Origin of the sequence: Blautia argi, from assembly GCF_003287895.1 — a bacterium.
GTDB lineage: Bacteria > Bacillota > Clostridia > Lachnospirales > Lachnospiraceae > Blautia > Blautia argi.
Genome location: NZ_CP030280.1, coordinates 2,932,398 through 2,955,166 on the forward strand (window position 1 = coordinate 2,932,398; position 22,769 = coordinate 2,955,166).

Annotated in this window: 21 protein-coding genes; 5 read left to right on the forward strand and 16 right to left on the reverse strand. The window is 42.8% G+C overall.

What is annotated here, in order from left to right; translation table 11 throughout:
* Window positions 1–2: 2 nt before the first annotated feature.
* The 12 genes from DQQ01_RS14260 to DQQ01_RS16780 form a co-directional block, all read right to left on the reverse strand.
* The gene (locus DQQ01_RS14260; RefSeq protein WP_111920534.1) at window positions 3–707 is read right to left on the reverse strand and encodes an ABC transporter ATP-binding protein; all 705 of its coding nucleotides are present in this window, start codon (window positions 705–707) and stop codon (window positions 3–5) included.
* A 21-nt stretch (window positions 708–728) separates the two neighbouring features.
* Window positions 729–1,310 (reverse strand): TetR/AcrR family transcriptional regulator, encoded by a 582-nt coding sequence (locus DQQ01_RS14265; RefSeq protein WP_111920535.1) that lies wholly within the window; start codon window positions 1,308–1,310, stop codon window positions 729–731.
* 155 nt (window positions 1,311–1,465) lie between these two features.
* The gene (locus DQQ01_RS14270; RefSeq protein ID WP_111920536.1) at window positions 1,466–3,187 is read right to left on the reverse strand and encodes a sensor histidine kinase; all 1,722 of its coding nucleotides are present in this window, start codon (window positions 3,185–3,187) and stop codon (window positions 1,466–1,468) included.
* Entirely contained in the window at window positions 3,184–4,701 is a 1,518-nt protein-coding gene (locus DQQ01_RS14275) for a response regulator transcription factor (protein ID WP_162624333.1), read from the reverse strand. Before DQQ01_RS14275 ends, DQQ01_RS14270 begins: the two co-directional genes overlap by 4 nt.
* A gap of 234 nt (window positions 4,702–4,935) precedes the next feature.
* Window positions 4,936–5,802 (reverse strand): HAD family hydrolase, encoded by an 867-nt coding sequence (locus DQQ01_RS14280; RefSeq protein WP_111920966.1) that lies wholly within the window; start codon window positions 5,800–5,802, stop codon window positions 4,936–4,938.
* Complete coding sequence (locus DQQ01_RS14285; RefSeq protein WP_111920538.1) at window positions 5,786–8,143, reverse strand: glycoside hydrolase family 65 protein; 2,358 nt, start codon at window positions 8,141–8,143, stop codon at window positions 5,786–5,788. Before DQQ01_RS14285 ends, DQQ01_RS14280 begins: the two co-directional genes overlap by 17 nt.
* A 26-nt stretch (window positions 8,144–8,169) precedes the next feature.
* Window positions 8,170–8,304, reverse strand: coding sequence for a hypothetical protein (locus tag DQQ01_RS16980; protein WP_278278155.1), 135 nt, complete (start codon window positions 8,302–8,304; stop codon window positions 8,170–8,172).
* Window positions 8,301–9,032 (reverse strand): PIG-L deacetylase family protein, encoded by a 732-nt coding sequence (locus tag DQQ01_RS14290; protein WP_242980420.1) that lies wholly within the window; start codon window positions 9,030–9,032, stop codon window positions 8,301–8,303. The genes DQQ01_RS16980 and DQQ01_RS14290 overlap by 4 nt, the downstream gene beginning before the upstream one ends.
* Complete coding sequence (locus DQQ01_RS14295; RefSeq protein WP_111920539.1) at window positions 9,032–9,862, reverse strand: carbohydrate ABC transporter permease; 831 nt, start codon at window positions 9,860–9,862, stop codon at window positions 9,032–9,034. Before DQQ01_RS14295 ends, DQQ01_RS14290 begins: the two co-directional genes overlap by 1 nt.
* Window positions 9,859–10,758: a carbohydrate ABC transporter permease gene (locus tag DQQ01_RS14300; RefSeq protein ID WP_242980421.1), complete on the reverse strand. Its 900-nt coding sequence runs from the start codon at window positions 10,756–10,758 to the stop codon at window positions 9,859–9,861. The genes DQQ01_RS14295 and DQQ01_RS14300 overlap by 4 nt, the downstream gene beginning before the upstream one ends.
* 71 nt (window positions 10,759–10,829) lie before the next feature.
* Window positions 10,830–11,909 (reverse strand): ABC transporter substrate-binding protein, encoded by a 1,080-nt coding sequence (locus tag DQQ01_RS14305; protein ID WP_242980423.1) that lies wholly within the window; start codon window positions 11,907–11,909, stop codon window positions 10,830–10,832.
* Entirely contained in the window at window positions 11,875–12,093 is a 219-nt protein-coding gene (locus DQQ01_RS16780; protein ID WP_242980425.1) for a hypothetical protein, read from the reverse strand. The genes DQQ01_RS14305 and DQQ01_RS16780 overlap by 35 nt, the downstream gene beginning before the upstream one ends.
* Window positions 12,094–12,385: 292 nt before the next feature.
* On the opposite strand from DQQ01_RS16780, the gene DQQ01_RS14310 reads away from it, so the two are divergent.
* The 3 genes from DQQ01_RS14310 to DQQ01_RS14320 all read left to right on the forward strand — a co-directional run bounded on the left by DQQ01_RS14310 (window position 12,386) and on the right by DQQ01_RS14320 (window position 13,271).
* Window positions 12,386–12,739: a DUF6773 family protein gene (locus DQQ01_RS14310; RefSeq protein ID WP_111920541.1), complete on the forward strand. Its 354-nt coding sequence runs from the start codon at window positions 12,386–12,388 to the stop codon at window positions 12,737–12,739.
* A gap of 77 nt (window positions 12,740–12,816) precedes the next feature.
* A complete protein-coding gene (locus DQQ01_RS14315) occupies window positions 12,817–13,047 on the forward strand; it encodes a putative signal transducing protein (RefSeq protein ID WP_111920542.1) in 231 nt (76 codons plus the stop codon).
* Window positions 13,048–13,076: 29 nt separating this feature from the next.
* Window positions 13,077–13,271, forward strand: a complete 195-nt coding sequence (locus tag DQQ01_RS14320) for a helix-turn-helix transcriptional regulator (protein WP_111920967.1) — start codon at window positions 13,077–13,079, stop codon at window positions 13,269–13,271.
* 73 nt (window positions 13,272–13,344) lie between these two features.
* Here DQQ01_RS14320 and DQQ01_RS14325 read toward each other — a convergent pair whose 3' ends face one another.
* The 3 genes from DQQ01_RS14325 to DQQ01_RS14335 form a co-directional block, all read right to left on the reverse strand.
* Window positions 13,345–14,496: a ComEC/Rec2 family competence protein gene (locus DQQ01_RS14325; RefSeq protein WP_242980427.1), complete on the reverse strand. Its 1,152-nt coding sequence runs from the start codon at window positions 14,494–14,496 to the stop codon at window positions 13,345–13,347.
* Window positions 14,497–14,501: 5 nt separating this feature from the next.
* Window positions 14,502–15,866, reverse strand: a complete 1,365-nt coding sequence (locus DQQ01_RS14330; RefSeq protein ID WP_111920543.1) for an alanine/glycine:cation symporter family protein — start codon at window positions 15,864–15,866, stop codon at window positions 14,502–14,504.
* A 119-nt stretch (window positions 15,867–15,985) separates the two neighbouring features.
* Window positions 15,986–17,305, reverse strand: a complete 1,320-nt coding sequence (locus tag DQQ01_RS14335; RefSeq protein ID WP_111920544.1) for a sodium-dependent transporter — start codon at window positions 17,303–17,305, stop codon at window positions 15,986–15,988.
* 158 nt (window positions 17,306–17,463) lie between these two features.
* Between DQQ01_RS14335 and DQQ01_RS14340 the strand changes: the two genes are divergently transcribed.
* Entirely contained in the window at window positions 17,464–18,102 is a 639-nt protein-coding gene (locus DQQ01_RS14340; RefSeq protein ID WP_111920545.1) for a trimeric intracellular cation channel family protein, read from the forward strand.
* Window positions 18,103–18,158: 56 nt separating this feature from the next.
* Window positions 18,159–18,605: a GatB/YqeY domain-containing protein gene (locus DQQ01_RS14345; protein ID WP_111920546.1), complete on the forward strand. Its 447-nt coding sequence runs from the start codon at window positions 18,159–18,161 to the stop codon at window positions 18,603–18,605.
* A 79-nt stretch (window positions 18,606–18,684) separates the two neighbouring features.
* On the opposite strand, the gene DQQ01_RS14350 is transcribed toward DQQ01_RS14345, so the two are convergent.
* Complete coding sequence (locus DQQ01_RS14350) at window positions 18,685–22,764, reverse strand: glycoside hydrolase (RefSeq protein WP_111920547.1); 4,080 nt, start codon at window positions 22,762–22,764, stop codon at window positions 18,685–18,687.
* Window positions 22,765–22,769 lie beyond the last annotated feature (5 nt).

Sequence of the window (22,769 nt, forward strand, 5' to 3'; positions counted from 1 at the left end):
ACCTACCATTCAATGGTTTCTACAGGAATGGGATTTGCGTTCTTTTCCATAGAAGAAACCTTTCCGTTTTTAATATGAATGATACGGTCTGCCATAGGGGCTATGGCAGAATTATGGGTAATGACAATCACCGTCATTCCCTTTTTCCGGCAAGTGTCCTGCAAAAGCTTTAAAATAGATTTTCCTGTATTATAGTCCAGCGCACCTGTCGGCTCGTCACACAAAAGGAGCTTGGGATTCTTTGCCAATGCCCTTGCAATAGACACTCGTTGCTGCTCTCCGCCGGAAAGCTGCGCCGGGAAGTTGTTCAGCCTCTCGCCCAGACCAACCTCCTTCAGTACCTGAGCTGCGTCTAAAGGTTCTTTACAAATCTGCAATGCTAGCTCCACATTTTCCAGAGCTGTCAGATTCTGCACCAGATTGTAAAACTGGAACACAAAGCCAATGTCATCTCTTCTGTATCCTGTAAGCTGTCTGGAATTGTACTTTGCCACATCACTGCCGTCTACCAGAACTTGTCCCGATGTAGCCGTGTCCATACCTCCAAGAATATTCAGCACTGTAGTCTTCCCGGCGCCGCTTGGACCTACCACAACCACAAATTCTCCCTTTTCAATAGAAAAGCTGATACCGTCTGCTGCCCGGATTTCCACTTCTCCCATCTTGTATATTTTTGTCACATTCTCTAACTTTACATAATCTTTCATGATTTTTCCTCACTGTACTTTTTATTGAAGCTGTGTTGCTCCCTGAATCCCCTCTACCAGAAGTCTTCCGGTGATGCCTGCCATCTCCTCAGGGCTTTGTGAAAAATCCTTTTCCAGCCAATATCGCACAATTCCCAGCACCCCTGCCGTACAATATTGAAACTGCACCTGAAATTCCAGTGAATTTCGATCAAAACTTTTGGGATATGCGGCAAGATACCGTTCAAAAACGCTTTCCAGTAAATTTTTGCCGCTGGAAACAATGCTTCTCGTCCGAAGCAGTAGAATACACCATTCCCGCTTGTCATACAAATAGCGAAAAACCTCTGCTGTAACTGTTTCTACGTTATCCCGCAGTTCCTTTGGCGTATACTTCTCAGTAATATCCTTTACATCACAGCACATGGTTTTCTCCATTTCCGACAAAACGGAATACAGGTCTGTGTAATGAAGATAAAACGTATTTCTATGTATATGCGCGGCTTCTGTCAATTCCCGAATGGAAATCTCGTTTATTTCTTTTTCCTTTGACAATGCGATAAATGCCTGTAAAATATTGGCTTTTGTCTTCTCTGCCCGTTTATCTGTAGTTTCTTTTTCCATTTCTGTAAACTTCCCCATTGTTTCTGTGCAAATGCACAGTTTTATAAATTTATCTTACTTTCAGGAGGAAAAATTGTCAATAAAAGAAGTATGAAATATATATAAACAGAAAGAGGCTGTCCTCTAAAACAACCTCTTCCTTTACTCCTATATGTCTAAATAAAAAGTTTCTCTGAAATCTGTTTTCTGATTTTAATGGTAAAGCACACCATACCGTTTTCTGTAATATGACCGGTAATACCGCACTCCCCATCATAGTACATACGGATTCTTTCCCGAATATTATAAAGTCCATAGCCCTTTCCGGGCGTGTTCAGTATTTGCTCTGCCCTTTCCTTATCGAAACGGGAACCGTTATTATAAACATGAAAAATCAGGAAATCCTTTTCGCAAAGATATTCTATTTTGATTTTTCCCATTTCCTCTTCGCACAGTTCAACCCCATGGCAAATGGCATTTTCTACAATGGGCTGCAGCAGGAAATTTGGCATTCTGCATTCTCTGCCCTCTTCAGCCAGACTGTACTCCACGCAAAAACTGTTTTCATGAGATTTCAACTGTATTTCCAGGTAAGCCTTTATATTTTCCAGTTCATTCTGCACAATGGTTATCTGCTTCCCTCCGTTTAACGCGGTTCGGTAAAATTTTGCCAAAAGGCCTGTAATATCGGCGATTTCGTCCTGTCCAGAGCGAATTGCTTTCCACTTAATGCTGGAAAGACAATTATACAGAAAATGTGGATTCATCATTGCCTGCAGAGCCTTCAGCTCCTCTTTTCTTTTTTCCATACCAAGCTGATACATTTCCTGCATCATGTGATTAATCTTCAGACACATTTTGTTAAAACTTTCTGCCACGATTCCTATTTCGTCCGAATAATCCTCCTCCAGCTTCACCTGGAAATTTCCCTGTCCCACCTCTTCTGCACAACGCTTTAACTGCAGGATACGGGAACTTAATATCCTGGAGATAACAGTCATCAAAACTGCTGCAATTCCCAGACAAATGCCCATAACACACCCTGTAGTCGCCAGAATTTGAATGATTTGTCCTGATATTTCCTCTTTATCAAGGTAATAATAGATGCTCCAGCCATTACTTAATTTCTCTGAAACCGCCATCATAGCTTTTCCTGTTTCGTAAAAGCCAGGTTCTTCTCCCCCCTTAATCCGAAGTTCCATTTTTTTCTCTAAAGCATCATTTTTCAGGCTTCGCCTTTTCATAATTTGTCCCTGACTGTCTACCAGAGCAACGCCATTATTCAAATAATCTGATTGATAAATCCCATTAGTCAGCTCATCGGGAAATACTTCTAATTTCATTACTCCAATGGGCTTTGAAGAAGTTGCAGCATCAAGCAGCATTCTCAGGGCATAGATTCTATCCTCTCTGACTACCCATTGCGTCTTGTAATTCTCTGCATTTTCTTCATACCACGCTTGCATTTCAGGTGTCAGAGGCTTTAAAAAACTTCCCAGATCCTGTTCTACATATGGGGAAAAAATTTCTATTCCTTTTATATTCTTGTCACTGGATACAAAATACCAGAACGTCGGCTCTACGGAAGTATTCAACTCTTTTACCAGTGCATTTTTATCCCGTTCACTATTCTCCAGCTTTTCTCTTAGCTTTGCATTGTAAGATAAATATTTAATATTATCATTTTCTCTCTGAATATTACTCTGTAGATTATAAGCAATTGACTCCACATTGCTTTCCATTGTATGCCTTGTCTGACGAAGCAGATTTTCTCTGGACACACAGTAGGAATAAATTCCCAGCATCAAAATAGGGAACAGCACCAGCACCAGATAGCTGATAACCAGTTTTTTCCGAATCGATGCGCATCCATAATACCAATTCCATATTTTTTTCATATTTTTTCTCTCAGCTGCTTGGGCGTAATGCCATAATAATTCTTAAATAAGCGATTAAAGTAGGACTGATTTTCATAACCGCATATCCGTGCCACCTGGACAATTTTCAGATTTCCTTCCTCCAGCATTTTCTTTGCCTTCACCATTTTCATATCTGTAACATATTTCACCAGGGTCTGCCCTGTTTCCTTTTTAAATATGTAGCTGACATAAGCCGGGGTCAGATTTACATTATCCGCAACATAGTTTAAGCTGATGTCCTTTGTATATTCTTTTTCTATCAGATTTTTTATTTTTTGGATAATCCTGGAATCGTCCTGTACATCTCGCTCCAGAAAATTCAGCAATTTTTCAATCGCCCGCTCATACACCTCAAGCATGGCGTTCAGACTCCTCGCCTGAAACAGGGCTTCTGCCAGCGCCAGCGCTTCTTCAAATTCCATTTTGGGAATTTTGTCATAAATCGCCTTAACAATTGTATAGAGAAGATTCTGCAGATAAATCTTACTGACATTGTCCAAAGAAGCCACTACTTTTATTAACTGCCGGTTCTGTCTGCTTATTAATTCGGTATCCATGGATTCAATGGCCTGCAGCATCTGCTTGCCTGCGCTCTCTGCGTCCTGTGCGTAATGTTCTGTTTCACTGTAATAATTTCTGACACTGATGATTCGATTCCCATATCCGAATAACTCTGCCTGTATGGTATGGATTTTCTGCAGCTGTTCCCGCAAGTCTTCTGCCTGCTCTACAGTTTCGCTGATAATAACCACTGCTTCGCTTTTTGTCCGTCTTTGTAAATCACGAAGAAACTTTTCCATTTGTTTTTGCAGATCATTTCCTGACAAAAACCGGTTATCTCTGACAATCAGATATCCCTCATTTGGATACATCTCCAGATAAGAAACTCTTTCTCCCAAATACATTTTCAGAAATCTGAGAAAAATCTCCTCATGTTCTTCAAAAAAATTTTCTGTAAATTCTATATCCACGAAGCGACAGGCTTCTCCCTGCTCTACTCCAAGAGCCTGAACTACTTTTTCCTCCTCCTTTCTCTCTATTCTTCCGGAACTGAATACTTTGTAAAGCAAATTTCTGCGATTTTGAAGTTCTGCCGTCTGCAGCCTCTGATCTTCCTCACTCTCCTCATGAATGGACTGCATAACAGAAATCATCACTTTTTGGAATTCTTCTATTTCTATAGGTTTCAGCAGATAACTGACTGCATGAGCCTCAAGAGCCTGTTTCGCATAGCTGAATTCTCCATAAGCGCTGAAAATAATAATTTTCGTTTCCGGTCTTGTTTCATGAACCTTCTTTGCCAGGTCCAGACCATTCATAATGGGCATTTTCACATCTGTAAATAAAATATCAATCTTATGATTCTCTATGCATTTTAACGCTTCTTTCCCATTGGCAGCCTGCATAATTTCAAGAGGATATTTGTATTTCTCTATGAGCCAGGAAATTCCTTCCCGTTCTTCCCTCTCATCATCTACTAATAATATTTTCATTCTCCTCATTCCTTTTATCTGACTTTACAACAGTATCCTTTCATTGTGCAATTTGCATATCTATCTTTCCATTATACCTGTGCCAAAGACAAAACTCAACAAAATCCCAAGATTTCTATAAACACTCAGAAAGGGCTGACACACCCGACAGAATTTCTCTCCTTTCTGTCTGCTCCTGTGTCAACCCTATACTCTGGCTTTACTTTTGGAAATATGCGCTCTCAGGATTCGTTCCTAATTTTGTTCATGCAGAAATCCCAAAAACTTTTCCACACCGCCGCCTACCTCAAGCACTCCTTCCGGTCTTATCCCTGATGCTTCTGAAACATCAAAAAAATCTCCTTTTTGACTTCTTTCGGTCCTCATAAAACTGTCGCTTCCAAAAATACCGTCTTCAATTCCCAGATACTCATCACCCCAATAAGCACAATCTTCGGGTAAAATCTCACCGTCCCTGCAAATCTGTTCTAAAATACAGTCTACATTGTGGCTCTTGCTTGTGACTCCAACTTCCAGATATTTTGCGTCACAGGTGGGACATACCTCAATTCCGTATTTTTTTCCTGTTTTCTCAGCCAGCCTCATAAGACCCTGCAGCCCTTCCTCAATTCCATGTTCTTTCAAAGCTGTTTTCAGACGTCCCAGTTCATCTTCCTGCATAAACAGATTTTCGCCTCTCTGATTTTCTACCATAATATCTATTTTGCAGTAGTTGGGTCTGCTGAATACAATATCTGTATCGAAATTATATTTTTCTTTTAATTCCTGATGAATCTCAAAACAAATTCTGTGAATCTTTAAAAGTTCCTGCTTTGGCGGTACCATACTTTTGAAAACATAGGGCTTCCCGTCACGAAATGTATAATTATAAGCGCCTCTTCCCAATCCCAGATACAAATTTTCCAATTCTGCTTCTGTAAAGAAACATTCCAGCTTTCCGCCGGCAATATTTTCTATCGTGGTACCACTGACAATCACCAGTTTTATGCCTTTTTGAAGCAGAGGGCGCATAGCTTCTATCGCTTCCCTTGCCGACGCCTTTCTGGATAATACGGCTGTTCCGTCCCAGTCAAAAAATATTGCTTTATATTTTTTCAACATAACAATCCCCTTCCCCATTTAATGTAATCTCTTTTGTTCCTATCCGGAAGCTGATATTTTCCCCTTCCAGTATGGTAAATTTTGCCTCTTCTTTGGAAATGGAAACTTCCAGAAGCGTTCCTCTGTATTTCAGACGGAAAGAATAGGCTTCCCATTCCTTTGGAATGGCAGGTTTAAATCTGAGTTCTGACTCCTGACAGCGCATACCTGCAAACCCATTGACAATCGCCTGCCAGGTGCCCGCCATATTTGCAGCATGAATACCCGCGTAAAAATTATTATGGTAATCGTCCAAATCCATACGGGCGGATTGAGAAAAGTATTCATATCCGGTATCCAGATAACCGATATCACATGCCACAATTCCAAAAATACAGGTGGATAAGGAAGAATGATGCAGAGTTACTTCCTGATAAAAATCATAATTTCTTCTGATTTCTTCCTCTGTAAATAAATGACTGTGCAGATACATACCTAAAATCGCATCTGCCTGCTTGGACATTCGATGGCGCATAATGAAAAGAGGGTGGTAATTCTCGTAAAGCCATGCTCTCTTTTCAGGCGGTATCTTTGTTTCGTCCCATGGTTTTCTCATCATAAAGCCATCGTCCATAGGATAAATTTTTCTTTTCTCATCATATGGAAAATACATATTTTCTACAATTTTTTTCCACAAGCCTGTTTCTTCCACAGAAAAATCCAGCTTTTCTTCCAGCCTCTTCAGGCATTCCGGCGCATTTTTTTCAAGATATTCTACTGTTTCTACTCCATGGCGAAGATTTTCTCTTGCCATCAGATTCGTATAAAAATTATTATCCACCAATACGTTATATTCATCTGGTCCGGTTACGTCGCAAATACAGTATTTTCCGTCCCTGCACTCTGCAAAGCTCCCTACATCAGCCCATACTCTGGCTGTTTCAATAAGAATTTCCGCCCCTTTCTCTTTCAGGTATTCCACATCTCCTGTCACCTGAAGATACAGAGAAAGCGCATAGGCAATGTCTGCATTAATATGGTACTGAGCAGTCCCCAGGGGGTAATAAGTAGACGCCTCTTCTCCATTTATGGTTCTCCATGGATACAGCGCCCCCTTCTCATGCCCTAAAATTCTGGCTCTTTTGCGAGCCTGCTCCAGAGTTCCGTACCGGTAGTCCAAAAGCTGTCTGGCTGCCTGTGGTTCTGTGTACACCAATACCGGAAGCACATACATTTCTGTATCCCAGAAATAATGTCCTTCATAGCCCTCTCCGGAAAGCCCTTTTGCACCCATTCCGGTTTTTCCGTCCCTTCCGGCCGCCTGAAGAATATGGTACAGATTAAAATGGATTCCCTGCTGCAGGGCTTCATTTCCTTTTATTTTCACATCTGCTGTTTTCCAGAAACTTTCCATATATGTCTTTTGTTTCTCTTTCAGACATGCATAGCCTTCCTGCAGCGCATCGCTTAATTCCTGATTTACAAAACTTTCCAGTTCCTCCTTTGGCATATCCAGTTCTGTGGTATAGCAGATAAATTTATCCAGAGTAATGGTTTCTCCCTCTTTTGCTTCCACCTCAGCCGAAAGAACAGCCGACCATTCTCCCTGCTCGCCGTTCCATAAATCTTCTCTGTCTACAGATTGTGTTCCCCGGAAAATTTCATGGGCGCTTCCGCAAGCCATAGTTAAATGGCTGCCCTTTGTCGTACCTTCATAATAGCTTCTGTCTTGTCCTGTTCTGATACAGGTTTTTAAAAGCCTTCTTCCGAAAGGTCCGTAATCCACAATGGGGTTTGTTTTGCGCGTATGATTTTCCACATCTGCCTCCAGTTTCGATGCAAACCGGATTTTTCCGGAATAGTTCAAAGGCGTCACCTGATATTGAATAACCATGATATTTTTCCGCGCAAAGGAAACCAGCCTGCTGATTCTGATTTTTGTCTTATGCCCCAGAGAAGAAGTCCATACCAGCTTTCTCTCCAGAATCCCTTCCTTCATATGCAGTGTTCTGGAATATTCCTCTACACTTCCTTCTTCCATACTGAAAAGTTCTCCATCTAACATAACTCTGATTTCTTTCAGGTTGGGAAGATTTAAAAGGGACTGGCTCAATAAAGGAGAACCAAAATTTGCCTCTCCGTAGCGAATATGTTCGCTCTCGTAAAACCCATTCACAAAATTCCCTTCTAATCCCGTATCTATATCAAAAGGATACGCCTCTTCAAAGGTTCCTCTTGTACCTATGTAGCCATTCGACAACGCAAACGTTGTTTCATTTCGATAGTTATTTTCTCTCTTAAATTCCTGTTCCGTAATATCCCATACCTGTATGGGGTAAATTGGTTTTTTCTCTGTATTCATCTTCTTTTGCCTCCACGTCGAATTTGTTACCGCATTCTCCAGAAAATTTCTTCATTTTTAATAAAGGACATTAAAAATTCCCGGGCATCTGGCTCCAACGCAGTTTCATGCTTTAAAAGAGCCTGATATTTTAAGTTTTTGCTTCCTCTTTCCCTTCTCATTTCCTCCGGTATTTCCAAAATATAACGTCCGTTCCAGGAAACACCCTCTGTATCTCCAAAGCCTCGGGACAGGTAAACGTATCTGTATCTCTGAGAGGCCAATTTTCATCTCCTGCACAGGAATGAATCAAACCGCAGTAAAGTTCCGGCATATATCCCTCCTTCTCTTTTAACTCGTCCAATACTTCACAGACAAAATCATACAATGCTTCATGATCTCCATGGGTGTCATACTTGGAGGTTGTAAAAATAAGTTCCGGTTTCTTTTCTCTGATAAAATAAGTTAAGTCTTCTTTAAAATTCTTCCTGTGATAAAGTCCGCCTTTTCCACATCTCTTCCTATGAAGTTCTGCTTTATCCGCAAGACTGTAGGTTTCCTGTCCACAAAAGGAAGAATATATTTTTTCCTCCTCCTTTTCCTCGTACAAATGTACAAGAAAACTGTCCTCCCGCGGCATTCCCGTGTCTGCATACCCCATAATTTCAAATGCTGTTTCCGGAAGTCCCAATACCTGCAAACCTTCTATGCTCTCTCTCAGTCTGGCGTACCCTTTTGAAAAGTCCTTACAGCCATAATCTCCATTTGTTGCCATAAGGACGGTGCATGCAACATCCGCCTTCACAGCCTCCCGTATGACACCTGCCGTCATCAGGATTTCATCGTCCTGATGAGGTACCACAATCATAATACTTTTAATCTTTTCATTTATCTCTAATTTCATTGACATCAACCTTTCACTGCTCCTGCGGCTACACCTGCAATAATATATTTCTGCATGAACACATAGAAAATCATCAACGGCGCCACACCCAGCATCAGCATTGGGAAGAGAGCAGTCCAGTCTGTTGCAAACTGTCCGATATTTCTGGTTACTTCCTGTAAAATCACATCATTCTCTCTGCTCTGTAAAAACAGCAGCGGTGTCATAAACTCATTCCATACATTTAAGGTTACAATAATTACCACGGTGGAAATAACCGGTTTTAGAAGCGGAAGAACAATGAGGAAAAACCGCCGTAAAATAGAACAGCCGTCAATAGAAGCTGCTTCTTCCAGTTCCTTTGGAACCGTAGATTCCACAAATTCTTTAAACAAAAAGACTGCCTGAGGCGTATTAATGGCTACATCTACCAGAATGACCGCCCATAAGGTATTCATTAATCCGAATCCTTTTACAATCTTGTATAAGCTGACAATGTTCATCTGAAATGGAACTATCAGTCCTGCCAGAAACAGAAGAAAAATTCTGGTTCCCATTTTTGATTTTGTTCTTGCCAGCGCATAACCTGCCATGGAGCCAAAAATGACAATGAACAAAACTGCTGTTGCAGTAATAAAAAGTGTATTTCCAAAGGCTCTGGGAAACTCCATATTAATCCATGCATTTACATAGTTGTCCAATCTCAGAACCTTCGGAAGCCCCAATGGATTTGCCGTTGCTTCCTGAGAACCCTTCAGGGTCGTCACAATCAGATAATAAATCGGTATAAACCAGATGATTGCAATCACAATCATAAAAATTTCGGTAAGAACAAGATTTCGTTTTTCTTTTCTCATTGTATCGCCTCACTCCATTTTCCCATAAGTTTTGTCACTACTGCACTGATAAGCAGTACAATTACAAAGAAGCACACACCAAACGCTGCACCTGTACTGTAAAATCCTTCCGAAATTCCCTTTTTCATCATAACGGTCATAACGGTCTGGGTCGCATCTCCCGGTCCTCCTGAAGTCATGGAATAAATAATATCAAAGACCTTCATTCCTCCAATCAGTCCTGTTACCACTACAATCTTTACAGATGGACACATCAAGGGCAAAGTCACATAAAAGAATTTCTGAATGCCGTTTGCCCCGTCAATTTCTGCTGCTTCGTACAGTTCCGGAGCGATTCCCTGCAGGTTTGCCAGGAAGATAACCATAGCCCAGCCTGTCCACTGCCAGATTTGTGTAAGGATTACAGAATACAGCGCTGTCTTAGAGGTGAAAAAGTTTACTGTTCCAAATCCCAACTGATGAAGGATATTATTAATTAATCCAAAATCAGATGAAGACATAATAAAATTCCATAAATATCCGATAATCAGAGAACTGAATACTGCCGGAAAGAAAAAGACTGCTCTTAACAGATTTCTGGTTTTTAATTTCCGGTTCAGCACAACTGCCAGAGGGAGCCCTAAAATAGTCTGGAATCCGGTAAGCAAAATTGCATAAATCACAGAATTCTTAATTGCTGTGAGCATAACCGGAGTCTGAAAAACCTTCAGATAATTTTTTAATCCCACAAAGCTCAGATGAATTGGATTCATATCTGTATAGTCCGTAAAACTGTAATACATGGTATAGAGAAAAGGGGTAATACTAAATACCAGATAAATCACCAATGCCGGTATAATGAAAATAATAAAATATTTCCCCAGTTCACCTGCTTTTAATTTCTTCTTTCCTGTCATTTTTATCCTCCTGATTGCAAAAATGCCTCTGCGCCACTTTCGGACGCGAGAGGCACCTCTTCCAAGTCTTTTTATTTTTCTAATAACTCTTTTGCAGCAGAATCTACATTCTTTAAGGTTGCTTCCAGGCTCTGCTCACCCAGGAGATAAGACTGCATTTCTGTTCCGTATGTTTCATGGGCGCTTGCCGCATCTCCCCATTCGTTCCATGGGCAATATACATTTCCTGCCCCAAGAGCTTTTGATGCACTGGCATATGCTTCAGGCAAATCAAACTCTGCTCCTTCTAAATAAGAAGAACCGCCCTGATTATCCTGCCAGAAAGCCTTCTGTCCTTCCACGGTAGAAATAGCCTCCAGAACTTTCATGGCAGCATCTTTCTTCTCGGAAGATTTGTTTACAGCAAAACCACAGCCCGGTCCGCCGATAAGCCAACCATCGCTGGCTTCTGTTCCGTAAAATGGCATCATATCAATCTGAAGCTCAGGATTTTTTTCTTTTATTGTTTCCAAATCCCATGGTCCTGAACAGAACATTGCCGCTTTTCCTGTTGCAAACTCCTCCAGCGCCTGGTCATGATCAATTCCTACCATATCTTCTGTATAAATACCTTCTGTAATCATTTCAGACCATTTTTCCAGATACGGATTCCAGTTTCCTTCCAGAGTTGTTTTTCCATCTCTGTACTCCTCCCCAAAATCCTTTCCTTTGTCTGTAGAAAGATATTCTGCAGTGACAAATGCCATGGAGTTCTTAAGCATTGGCTCCCAAGACTTTAATCCTGCTGCCAGAGGCTTAATACCTGCTTCCTTGAATGTTTTGCAGGCAGCAAGGTATTCATCAAACGTAGTCGGAAGTGTAATGTCATTTTCTTCAAACAACTGTTTGTTAAAATAAATCCCTTCAAACCAGCTGATTCCCGGCAGTGCATAAGTACTTCCATCATAGCTGTATACATTAGTACCTGCTTCTGAATATTTTGCGCCAAGATCATCTAAAGGTTCCAGATAGCCCAATTTAGCATGTTTTAATGCAGAAGCAGGAGATTCGCAGATAATATCCGGGCCTTCTTCTGCGGATAACTGCGTATCTACCACTGTGTCATAGTTGGAATTGTCAATAAACTGAAATTCTACTGTTACCTCCGGCACTTCTTTTTCCAGGTATTCTAAAAGTGGTCTTTACTGTGTCTTCGCTGTTCCAGTAGGTCATTCTGATTTTTGTCTTTCCGTCCTCTGTTTTTTCTGTGCTGCTGTCAGAAGACTTTCCACAGCCTGCTAATAATCCGGCAGCCATTGCTGCACATAATGCAATACTCACGATTTTTTTCTTCATGGCTTTCTCCTCCTTGATTTGTCTTTATTATAAATTCAAAACAGAGGAATTAAAATTGCACATTTTTTCGATTTCTAATATTTTTTCTGGAAGTATGTTTTATACTCTCCTTAAGCTTTCCCCTTAATGTTAAATATATTTTTATTTTGCAAAATATAGTTGACATTTCTTTTACCCGGGCGTATTCTGAAAGTAGAAAAAGTAACCTTTCAAATGCATCTTCATACATGGAAAGGAGGATTCTTATGAAACAATCCTTTGATGAACGGCAAAAACAAACTCTGGAACAACATTGGTTTCTAACGGCTTTTATGTGGTGATTTTTCTGGCTCTGACCGCCGCAATCCTCATACAGCTTGGCTTCTTTTCCACTCCTTTGAAAAATATACTGGGGGAAACCGTGGCGCTTCTAATTGGAGGATTTGTGTATCTGGGAAGCTGCATCAAAAATGGGCTGTGGAATCCCGCAAAATCCGCTGGTTCCTGGCAGAACAATCTCATAGTAAGTTTGGTTTGTTCGGTATTTCAGTGTTTCTATGGGCTTTCCATAAGTCAAAAAGCCGGTGCCAACGCACCTGTGGGAAATATGTCTGCCTTTTCTTTACAGGCATTTTCCTCCTGGGCTTTCTTGTTACCACACTTTTAAGCCTTGGTGCCAAAAAACAGGAACAAAAACAGGAAAGAAAGTATTCTGATTAAACGAAATAGAAAGAAGGGTTTTCTATGATGAAAAAAGAAGAACTGATTCCCCTCTATACTGCAAAAGATAATCTGGAGGCTGCTGTTATCTGTGACGCCTTAACGCAAAACCGGATTGCCTCTGTCCAGCAGGACGAAAGCAGCATGGGAGTTCTGAATCTTTATGGCGGTTTTTCCAAAACCGGAATTCGGATTTATGTTGCAGAGGAAGAAATGGAAAAGGCAAAAGAACTTTTAGAAGGTATGGGATTTTGAGAAAAAAAGAGCGTACAGAAAAAAAGACTATAAAAAATATGAAAATGAAAATTGCCAGAATGGAAAAAAATCTTTCCCAGATACAACTGGCAGAACGGGTAGGCGTTACCAGACAGACCATTGGTATGATAGAAGCCGGGGACTTTAACCCTTCACTGAAATTATGCATTTCTATCTGTAAAGAACTGGACTGTACTCTAAACGACTTATTCTGGGAAGAATAAAATGCTCTTAATCAGAAAAGGAGAGGCTGCTGCGACAGTCCCTCCTTTTCTATACGATTCTATCTAACGCCCTTTACGGATTACAGCTTCCGCAGCCTGTGTAACCATTGTCTTTTAACATTTGTAAATCACCTTTGTAATAAGCCCGATTCTTCTCCCCCATCTGTCTGACAGAGCCACAGTCCGGCTTGTGGATTTTCTTTGTATGTACATTAAGAACATAGTCACAATGCTCTGCATCACTGTTGTTAAACAGTTCCAGACTTTCATTTTTATCGTCCTGTCCGCCGGAATTTCCCCGCTGTCCGGGGGTGTAGTCCTGACAGGGCTGTTGCTCAGAGGAAATTTGACTGCCATCGCTGTGCAGAATCACAGTTCCCTGCTTGTCTGTTCGGAAAACCGGTGTCTTCTTTTCTTTTATCAAAGACATGGTATCTTTTCTGGGGTGACCGTAGCTGTTGTCTGCGCCGCAGCTTATCACACAGTAAGACGGAGCGACCTGCTCGAAAAACTCCCGGCTCACATGAGATCCATGATGATTCATCAGCATCACATCAGCCTGAATATCCGTGCCTGCCGCCAAAATCTCTTTCTCACTCTCCAGGCCTATATCGCCGCCAATGAAAAAGCGATTTTCTCCGTTTTCCAAAATCATTCCCACAGAATCCTGATTTTCGTCCTCATGTCCATAGGATACCGGAGAAATAATACGAAATTCTGCGCTTCCCAAAGTGTACTTCTCTCCCACCTTTGGGTGTACTGCTTCATAAGACTTTTCATTTACTGCTTTTTCATAAGAACGGTAAATTGCAGAATCTGTTTCGTAATCCGGTGTAAGCAGGGTATCTACAGGAAAATTATGCAATGCACCAATAGCCCCTGCCAGATGGTCTTCGTCAAAATGGGAAATCAGAAGATAGTCCAGCTTTTCCACTTTCTGCTCTTTCAGATAGCTGACTACAAAAGAAGAGCTTTCTCTTGCGCCACCGTCTATGAGCATATAATGTCCCTCTGATTCTGCCAAGATGGCATTTCCCTGTCCCACGTCCAGATACTGCACGGTCAGAGAACCCGTCTTCTGCGGATTTGATGTTTCCACCACATTCTGCTGTTGTGATGAAGGCGCTTCTGTGCGGTCTGCCTCTTGCGTATTACACCCCGTAAAACACAGACTCAGAAGCAGCAGAACTGTCAGCAAATGCTTCCACTTGTATTTTATCATCATTTTTCTTACCTCTTATTTTTCAGCCCGGCAAAGTAGTCTTTTGTTTCTTTTATGACAACAGGACTTAATCCCAAAAGTCCTATCAGATTTGGAAACGCCATGCAGGCATTGGTAATATCCGCCAGAAGCCAGATGGGCTGCAGTTCCAGATAGGGCGCTGCCGCTACGCAGGCAATATAAAGCACCTTGTATAAAACCACCCACTTGACACCCTTGCACAGGTAAACAAGACACCTCTCTCCATAATAGCACCAGCTGATAATTGTGGTAAATGCAAAGAAAATCAGTCCGACGGATACCATATACATGCCCAGATTTCCCGGCAATCCGGCATTATAGGCAGCATTTGACAGCTTTCCGCCGTCCAGATTTGTAGTATCCAGATATCCGGAGGTAATCACCACAATTCCCGTCATAGTACAAATCACAATGGTTGTGAAAAAAACGCTGGTCATGGAAACCAGACCCTGACGGACACAGGATTTTGTCTTTGCCGCTGCCACGACAATAGGGGAACTTCCAAGCCCCGCCTCATTGGTATACACGCCTCTGGCAATTCCTGTACGCATGGCAGTCATTACGGAAATAAATACGGTTCCTGCCGCGCCGCCTGCCACTGCATGAGGGGTAAAGGCAGAAGTCACAATCAGCTTCAATGCTCCCGGAATCGCCTCTGCATTCAGAATCAAAATCAACAGAGAACCCAGGATATAAAACATTGCCATAAACGGCACAATCAATTCCGCTGTACTGGATATAGACTTAATCCCGCCAAGTACCACGCACGCCACTGCCACTGCCACTACGATTCCGATAATCCACACCGGAATGCCAAAGGCTTCACTGGTGGATTCTGTAATGGCATTGACCTGAGGAAAGGTTCCGCAGCCCAGCATAGCAGTCATAATTCCAAAGAACGCAAAAAGCTTTGCCAGCCATTTCCATTTCTCTCCCATGCCGTTCTGTATGTAATACATGGGGCCGCCGCAGATTTGTCCGTTCTCATCTACGGAACGGTATTTCACTGCCAGAACCCCCTCTGCATATTTGGTTGCCATGCCTAAAAAAGCGGACACCCACATCCAGAAGAGCGCTCCCGGACCTCCTGCGCGAAGAGCGGTTGCCACGCCTACAATACTTCCTGTACCAATGGTCGCCGCCAGCGCAGTACACAAAGAGCCAAAGGCGGAAACATCGCCTTCCCCTTCCTCCTTCTGAAAAATGTATTTCATAGCCAGACCCAGCTTACTAATCTGAAGTCCTTTCAATCGCACAGTAAAATACAGCCCTGTGGCCAAAAGCAGCAGCAATGTAGGCGGTCCCCACACAATGGTCTGTATTTTCTCTAAAACAGGTACCAGACTATCCATTGTACACCTCTTTCTTCTATATCATTTGTAAATTCAAAAACGGGCTGCAGCAATTTTTCATGCAGCAGCCCTGTTATTATATCGTATTTTTCTGTATTCGTACAGTCCGAAAAGCCATATCAGCCAATTCCCTTATAAATCAGACCTAAAATAAACACGATTACAGCCAGAGGCACATACAGATATTTTGCCACAGGCTTAAACAATACAGGAAGTTTCTTTTCTCTTCCTGTTTCCAGTTCCTCTTTAATTCTGTCAAAGCCCAGAATGTAGTAAATAGAAACCGCACCTAAAACTGCGCCAAATGGAACGACAATAATGGTGATAAAGTCCATCCAGTGTCCCACTCTTGCTTCTTCTTCCAGAAACAGTCCCACAACAAGAGTCAGCGCTCCACATAGAAGAACTGCACGGTTTCTCTTCATCTGGAACTTGTGCTGCCAGCTTTCAATAACCGCCTCGAACATATTAATGAGAGAGGTAATGCCCGCAAAGCAGACAGACAGGAAAAAGATAATGGCAAACAGCCTTCCCATAGGCATCTGGCGGAAAATATTGGGAATGGTTACAAACATCAGGGACGGACCTGCTGTAGGTTCAATTCCGAAAGCAAAGACTGCCGGCATAATCGCAAGGGCAGACAGCATAGCTGCAATGGTATCAAAGAAAGCAGTCTGCAGGGACGCTTTGGGAATATTCTCCTTTTTGCTTAAATAAGAGCCATAAACAATCATTCCGGAGCCTGTAATAGACAAAGAAAAAAAGGCCTGTCCCATAGCCATAACCCAGGTATCCACATTTGCCAGCGCCTCCCATTTAGGAACAAACAGAAACTTATAGCCTTCTGCTGCCCCCGGCAGGAAAAATACCCGGATTGCCAGAACTGCAAAAAGCAGGAAAAACAGCGGCATTAAAATTTTATTTGCCTTCTCAATCTGTGTCGCCGCGCCAATGAGAAGAATCACCACGGTTGCACCAATGACAATCACATGCCAGGGAACGTTTCCCATCATGGCAGTGACTTCACCAAAATACTCTGCGGAATCTCGCTCCAGAACCGTGTTTGTCACAGAACCGCATAAAAACCGCAGTACCCAGCCAATAATAACAGAATACCCAATGGCAATGCCAAGAGAACCAAGAAGAGGTATCCAGCCCATAATTTTTCCAATCTTGCCTTTGTTTATGGAAGACCAGCAATGCTCATAAGAGCCAAGGGTTCCGGTTCCTGCCCGCCTTCCGATAGCAAATTCTGCGGAAAGGCCCACAAAACCGAAAAGACAGATAAAGAAAATATAGGGTATTAAAAAGGCCGCGCCGCCGTATTCTCCCAGACGGTACGGGAACATCCAGATGTTTCCCAGTCCTACTGCAGAACCGACACAGGCAAGCACAAATCCCAGAGAGTTGGTAAAACTCCCGTTTTTATGTGTATGCATTTAATTTTACCTCCTGCTGCGTTAATTTTCAAAACTATGCCTCTTCAATGTAGCAAAGTTCCCCTGGAAAGTCAACAAAAACTCTTACACTTTCCGATGTTTTTTTTACACATTTGTGGTATATTTATTTTTGATATACTGATACAGGGGAGATACATATGGATACTTTTATTTTTATTCTGGAAATTATAGGGACCATTGCCTTTGCTTCTTCCGGCGCTATGATTGCCGTTGAAAAGAAAATGGATATTTTCGGAGTGAATATTCTGGGCGCCACCACTGCAGTGGGTGGCGGTATCATGCGTGATGTCATTTTGGGAGTTACTCCTCCCACAGCCTTTGCAAAACCGGTTTATATCCTGTTTGCAATCCTTACCTCTACTCTGCTCTTTGCCATTGTATACACCACCCCGGATATCCTGCACTCTAAAATCAAAAATAAAATTTATGACAAGATTATGCTCTGGTGCGATACCGTGGGACTTGGAATTTTCACTGTGCTGGGAATCCAGACTGCCTCCCGTCTGGTAACAGAGGACAATCCCTTTTTCTTTATTTTCATCGGGGTTTTAACAGGTGTAGGCGGCGGTGTACTCCGTGACATTATGGCAGGGGAAACACCTTATATTCTGGTGCGGGAAATCTATGCCAGCGCCTCTATTGCAGGGGGAATTGTCTATGTTGTATGCCGCAGCTCTGTAGGCGAAGCCTCCGGCATGCTTCTGGGGCTTGGTGTTACCGTGGTTATCCGCGCTCTTGCCACGCATTTTCACTGGAATCTTCTGCGGATTCGTTGACGTGCTGTCAAAAAGTGCTATACTAATAGGAAACTATGTGAAGGAGATGTTAAAACATGAGCAAAATTGATGAAGTCAGAAAAGCTATGGTCGCTGCCATGAAAGCAGGTGATAAAGAACGAAAAGAATCCCTGTCTATGCTGCTTTCCGCATTGAAAAATAAAGCCATTGACAAACGGGAGGATTTAACAGAAGCAGAAGAAAACGAGGTTGTCTTAAAGGAAATTAAGCAAACAAAAGAAACTCTGGAACTGACACCTGCAGACAGAACCGATATGATAGAAGAATGTACCAAACGAATCGCTGTATATGAAGAATTTGCTCCCAAGATGTTAAATGAAGAGGAAATCAAAGAGGTGATTCAGGGCGTACTGGCAGAACTGGAAATCACAGCTCCAACCGGAAAAGAAAAAGGAAAAATCATGAAAGTGCTGATGCCTAAGGTGAAAGGCATTGCGGACGGCAAGCTGGTGAATCAGGTGCTGGCTTCTATGATGGAGTAAGACGGAAAGGATTCAAAAAAGCTGCTGCGCGAAAACATCACATTTGTTTCGCGCAGCAGCTTCTCGGTTATTCTGTTATTCAGAACTTTTCTATTTTCTCTGCCGCATATTGAAGAATTTTAGCTGCATCGCTGGTGTCTGACGTTCCGTTACGATTTACATCAGCTGCTTTTTCTTCCTCTTCTGTAAACTCCTGATATTCTGCGGCTGCCTTGAGAACCATTGCGGAATCTGAGCTGTCTATAACTCCATTTGCGTCCACATCACCTAAAAGGCGCGCCTTTAGAATCTCTTCCACCAATGTTTTTACTGCTTCCCCTACTTCCGATGTGCTGGATTCTTCTCTGTCATAAACGGCCTTGGCTATATCAACTGCTTCCTGCAATCCGGCAATACTGTCTTCTACATAGCAATCTGCATTTTTCAGAATTTCCTCCGCTTTATCCAAAGCATTTTTCAGCTCAGACTTTTCTGCCTTTCTGACAAGCCCTGCCATAGCCTCTGCCAGACGCTGATAAGACCGATTAATCGCCTCATCTGATGCCTGCTGATCTTGGGCAGTTTTCTTTGCAGCCTCCAGGGCGTTTTCCAACTCTTTCACACTGGAAGAAGTGTACTGCTCTTTATTCTTCAGCAATTCTTCTGCCTTCTGAATAAGGATATCCAGCCTTGTGTTTTCCCCTTTGAGCATAAGGGCAGTGACTGCGTCCATCAGCCTTCTGGTTGCCGCATTTACGGTTTCCTGGTCTGCGCTCTCCTCTTGCAGCACCTTTTCAGCTTCTGTCAGAGCAGCCTTCACCGCGTCCACACTTTCCGTTGTGTACTGTGATAAAGCTTCCGTATCCGCAAGGATTGCCTTTGCACCTTCAACAGCTGCCTGCAGGCCTATACGCTGCACTTCGCCTTCCAGCAGATTACATGCTGTGAGCAGTTCTAAAAATGCCTGATCTATTTCTTCCTGTGCGGCTTCCTGGTTTTCCAACAAAGCTCTTGCAATGTCCAGCGCTTCCTCTACCCTTTTCCAGCTTTCCTCTGTATAGCAATTATTTTCCTTCTGCTCCTGTTCCAGCTTTTCTGCCATCTGCACCGCCAGTTTTAGTCCGGTACAATCTGCTGTATCAGAAGGATTATCTTCGCCTTCCAGTTCCTGAAGCACCTTCTCGATTTCTGTGCAGGCTGTATCAATATCCTCCTGGCTGGTACTTCCTTTATAGAGAAACTCTCTTGCTGCATCTGTCAGGGTGTCCAATGCCTCCAGGGCGTTCTCTTCATATTGACTTCTGTCAAGATCTGCCACCTTTGCCAGCTGTTCCTTCAGTTGCTGCGTATCAAAAATCCTCTGCACTCTTATATAGGACAGTACCGGATCCGGTCCTTTGTCCGGTGCAACTGTAAACGTCACTTCCCCGTCAGCATCACAGGTAAACTCATAGGTTTCCTCACTCCATGGATTTCCGTCCTTCCAGGTGTTTGCTGCTCCCAGCTCCTGTGTGGTTTCTCCCATGGTCACAGATACCTTCATAGGTCTGTCCTGATTCCACCATTCTTTAAATCCCATATTAATTCTGTAATTTCCTGCTTCCAGAGGAATCTTATACTCAATACTCTGTCCTGCTTTTGCATACCAGCCGGTATCATAATTATCCTCTTTATCTCCGTTATATGCTCCGTACTCTTCGAGGTAGCCCCAGCTTCCCTCCTGATATTTCTGATCCGGCGCCTTGTTTTTTAAATCTGCGTAAGATTCTGTTTCCTCATAAACCGGAGAATCCGGGCTGTTGCAGTCTATAAAATACTGTACTGTTTCCGGCACAACCTGCACCCTTACAGATGCCCTTACCGAAGTGCCTTCTATGCTTCCTGTCAGAGTTGTACTGTGTGTAAAGTCTTCCCCTGCCAAATCCCATTCTACCTCTTTTTCAATGCGATTTCCCATATTGGTAACCGTATAAACACGGTCAGGCAATTTGGGCTGTACACCGTCTACTGTATAGAGCGCTGAAATTGGTTCCACACTTTCAATTCTCTCTTCTAATTCTCCTGTAACAATTCTTCCGCTGCTGATTTCTACCAGCTTATCTCCCTGTCCTTCTGATTTTGAAATGGTTAGCGTATGCGTGCCTTCTCCCAGATTTCCTGTATTATAAAGCAACGTATTTCCTGTTTTCTCTTCTGCCTCTAAAGAAAGCTGCTGACATGCTCCATTGTCTACGGAAACATCTACCATTGCTCCCTCCGGCGCTTTACTGCCGTAAATCATTGCCTGATTTCCTTCAAAGGTAAAAGTTACTGCCCCGTTTTCTTCTGTTGTATATTTTCCGTTTCCGAAGTCTTCCGCAGATTCTCCCCAGGAACCTTCATAAGTAAATTTGTTCACATCAGATACCCAATCCACCTCCGGTGTGGCGGTATCTGCTTCTACAATTTCACTGTAATTTTCCACATCGCATACAGCGCTTCCGTCATTCGCCCGGATAACATAAGTAGAAACAGAATTCTGAGGAAGTGTCACGTCCAGTACTTTATCTGTGACGTCCTGTGTTTCTACCAGTTCACAACTCTCCGTATCTGAGGTTCGATAAACTTCCGCGGTTTCTGCTCCCGGAAGCAGACCAAGATCTAAAGTCGTCTGTCTTTCCCCGTCAAAGTTCTGTGCAACAAGAACCAGTTCATCACCGGAAGGCGAAACTGCAGCACACATGTTTTCGTCGCCCACATCAACCATGGTATATCCGGCTTTTAAATATTTACTATACTGCATCATGGTGTAGAATTGCTTTGTAACTGCCCAGTATCCTTCTCCCGGCACACCGTCCTTTCTGTTTCCGTTTTCATCTACCAGATTGGTGTGATAATCCGGCACCGGCTGTCCGTCTTTTTCAAAGACTGTATGAAGCAGTCCCCAGTTGGAATTTGTCTGCAGACACTCATATTCACTATCTGCAATCAACCACGCAATCCATGCCGTAGGCTTCATATATTTCAAATCCGCCATAATCCCCTCACTCTGAGAGCGTGTATTTGCTGCTTCCATGGATTCATGACAACCCTCGTAATGACTTCCGCCTCCTTTTGTCACTTCTGACATCCAAAGCCCTTTATCATAGCTTTCTGCCAGATTGTGAAGTTGCCGTCTTTCTGCATTATTTCCGCTGTAGGTATGCGCGCTTATGGTTTCCATATTTTCCTTCACATCTTCGTCCAGACGGTCAAAGGATTGTATCGCATTCCAAAGAGCGGTTTCATCGGTTCCGGTAAGCTTTACATCTCCCAGGCTGCCTCCAAACTCTTCCGCGTTAAGGGCATTCTGCATTTCCCGGTAAGCCCATGACTGCAGTTCTCCCGTATTGAAAATACAGCCTTCCTGCTTTGTACTTCCTGCCTGCCAGTAATTTGTGTCCGGCTCATTTAATGGCTCGATATAAGATACTCCAACACCAAATTTATTCTTCAAATCTTCGTCGATCCATTTCGCAGCCCGTGCCATATACAGTGCAAAATCATCGTAACAGTCCTCTTTCAGATTATTCAAATCATCGCTGTAGCCCCCGGTAGAGGTACCGGACTTTGTCATATAATAAGGCGGCGAATTGGAAAACACCTTATTAATGATATCATTTTTCTGACCTGTTTCCTGTGCATAATCATATCGATACTGATTGGCAGCTTCCAGTATCCAAAGCTGTCCTGCATCGCTCATTTCTTCTGTACTTTTGCTATAGAAAGCTTCTGCATCAAATGCCTGACTGCCGTCCTTTGTTCCTGTCATGTCCTCTGTCCAACCCGGTACGATTCCTTCTATCCTCTTTATGGAGGTATCCTCCTTGTCCCCTCCACCCACATTATAGCGCACAATATTCAGGTTCAGATATTCCGGTGAAAATGCCAATTCTGCGATCTCCTCTCTGTCGGGTCTGCCATTTCCGTTCCAGTCTGCATCTCCCCAGGAACCAATCACATTTCCCCACCAGCAAAGAGATGTTCCCCAGCCTTCCAGAGTCTGATAATGAATGCCCGGATTTACAGAAATTTCTCCATAGGAAACATCGTTACCCTCAGCCATGACGGGAACCGCCATGGCTGAAAGCATTGCAGAACTGCCCATAACAAGTACAGACACACCTGCAGTTATCTTTTTATACACTTTTCTTTTTTTCATCTTCT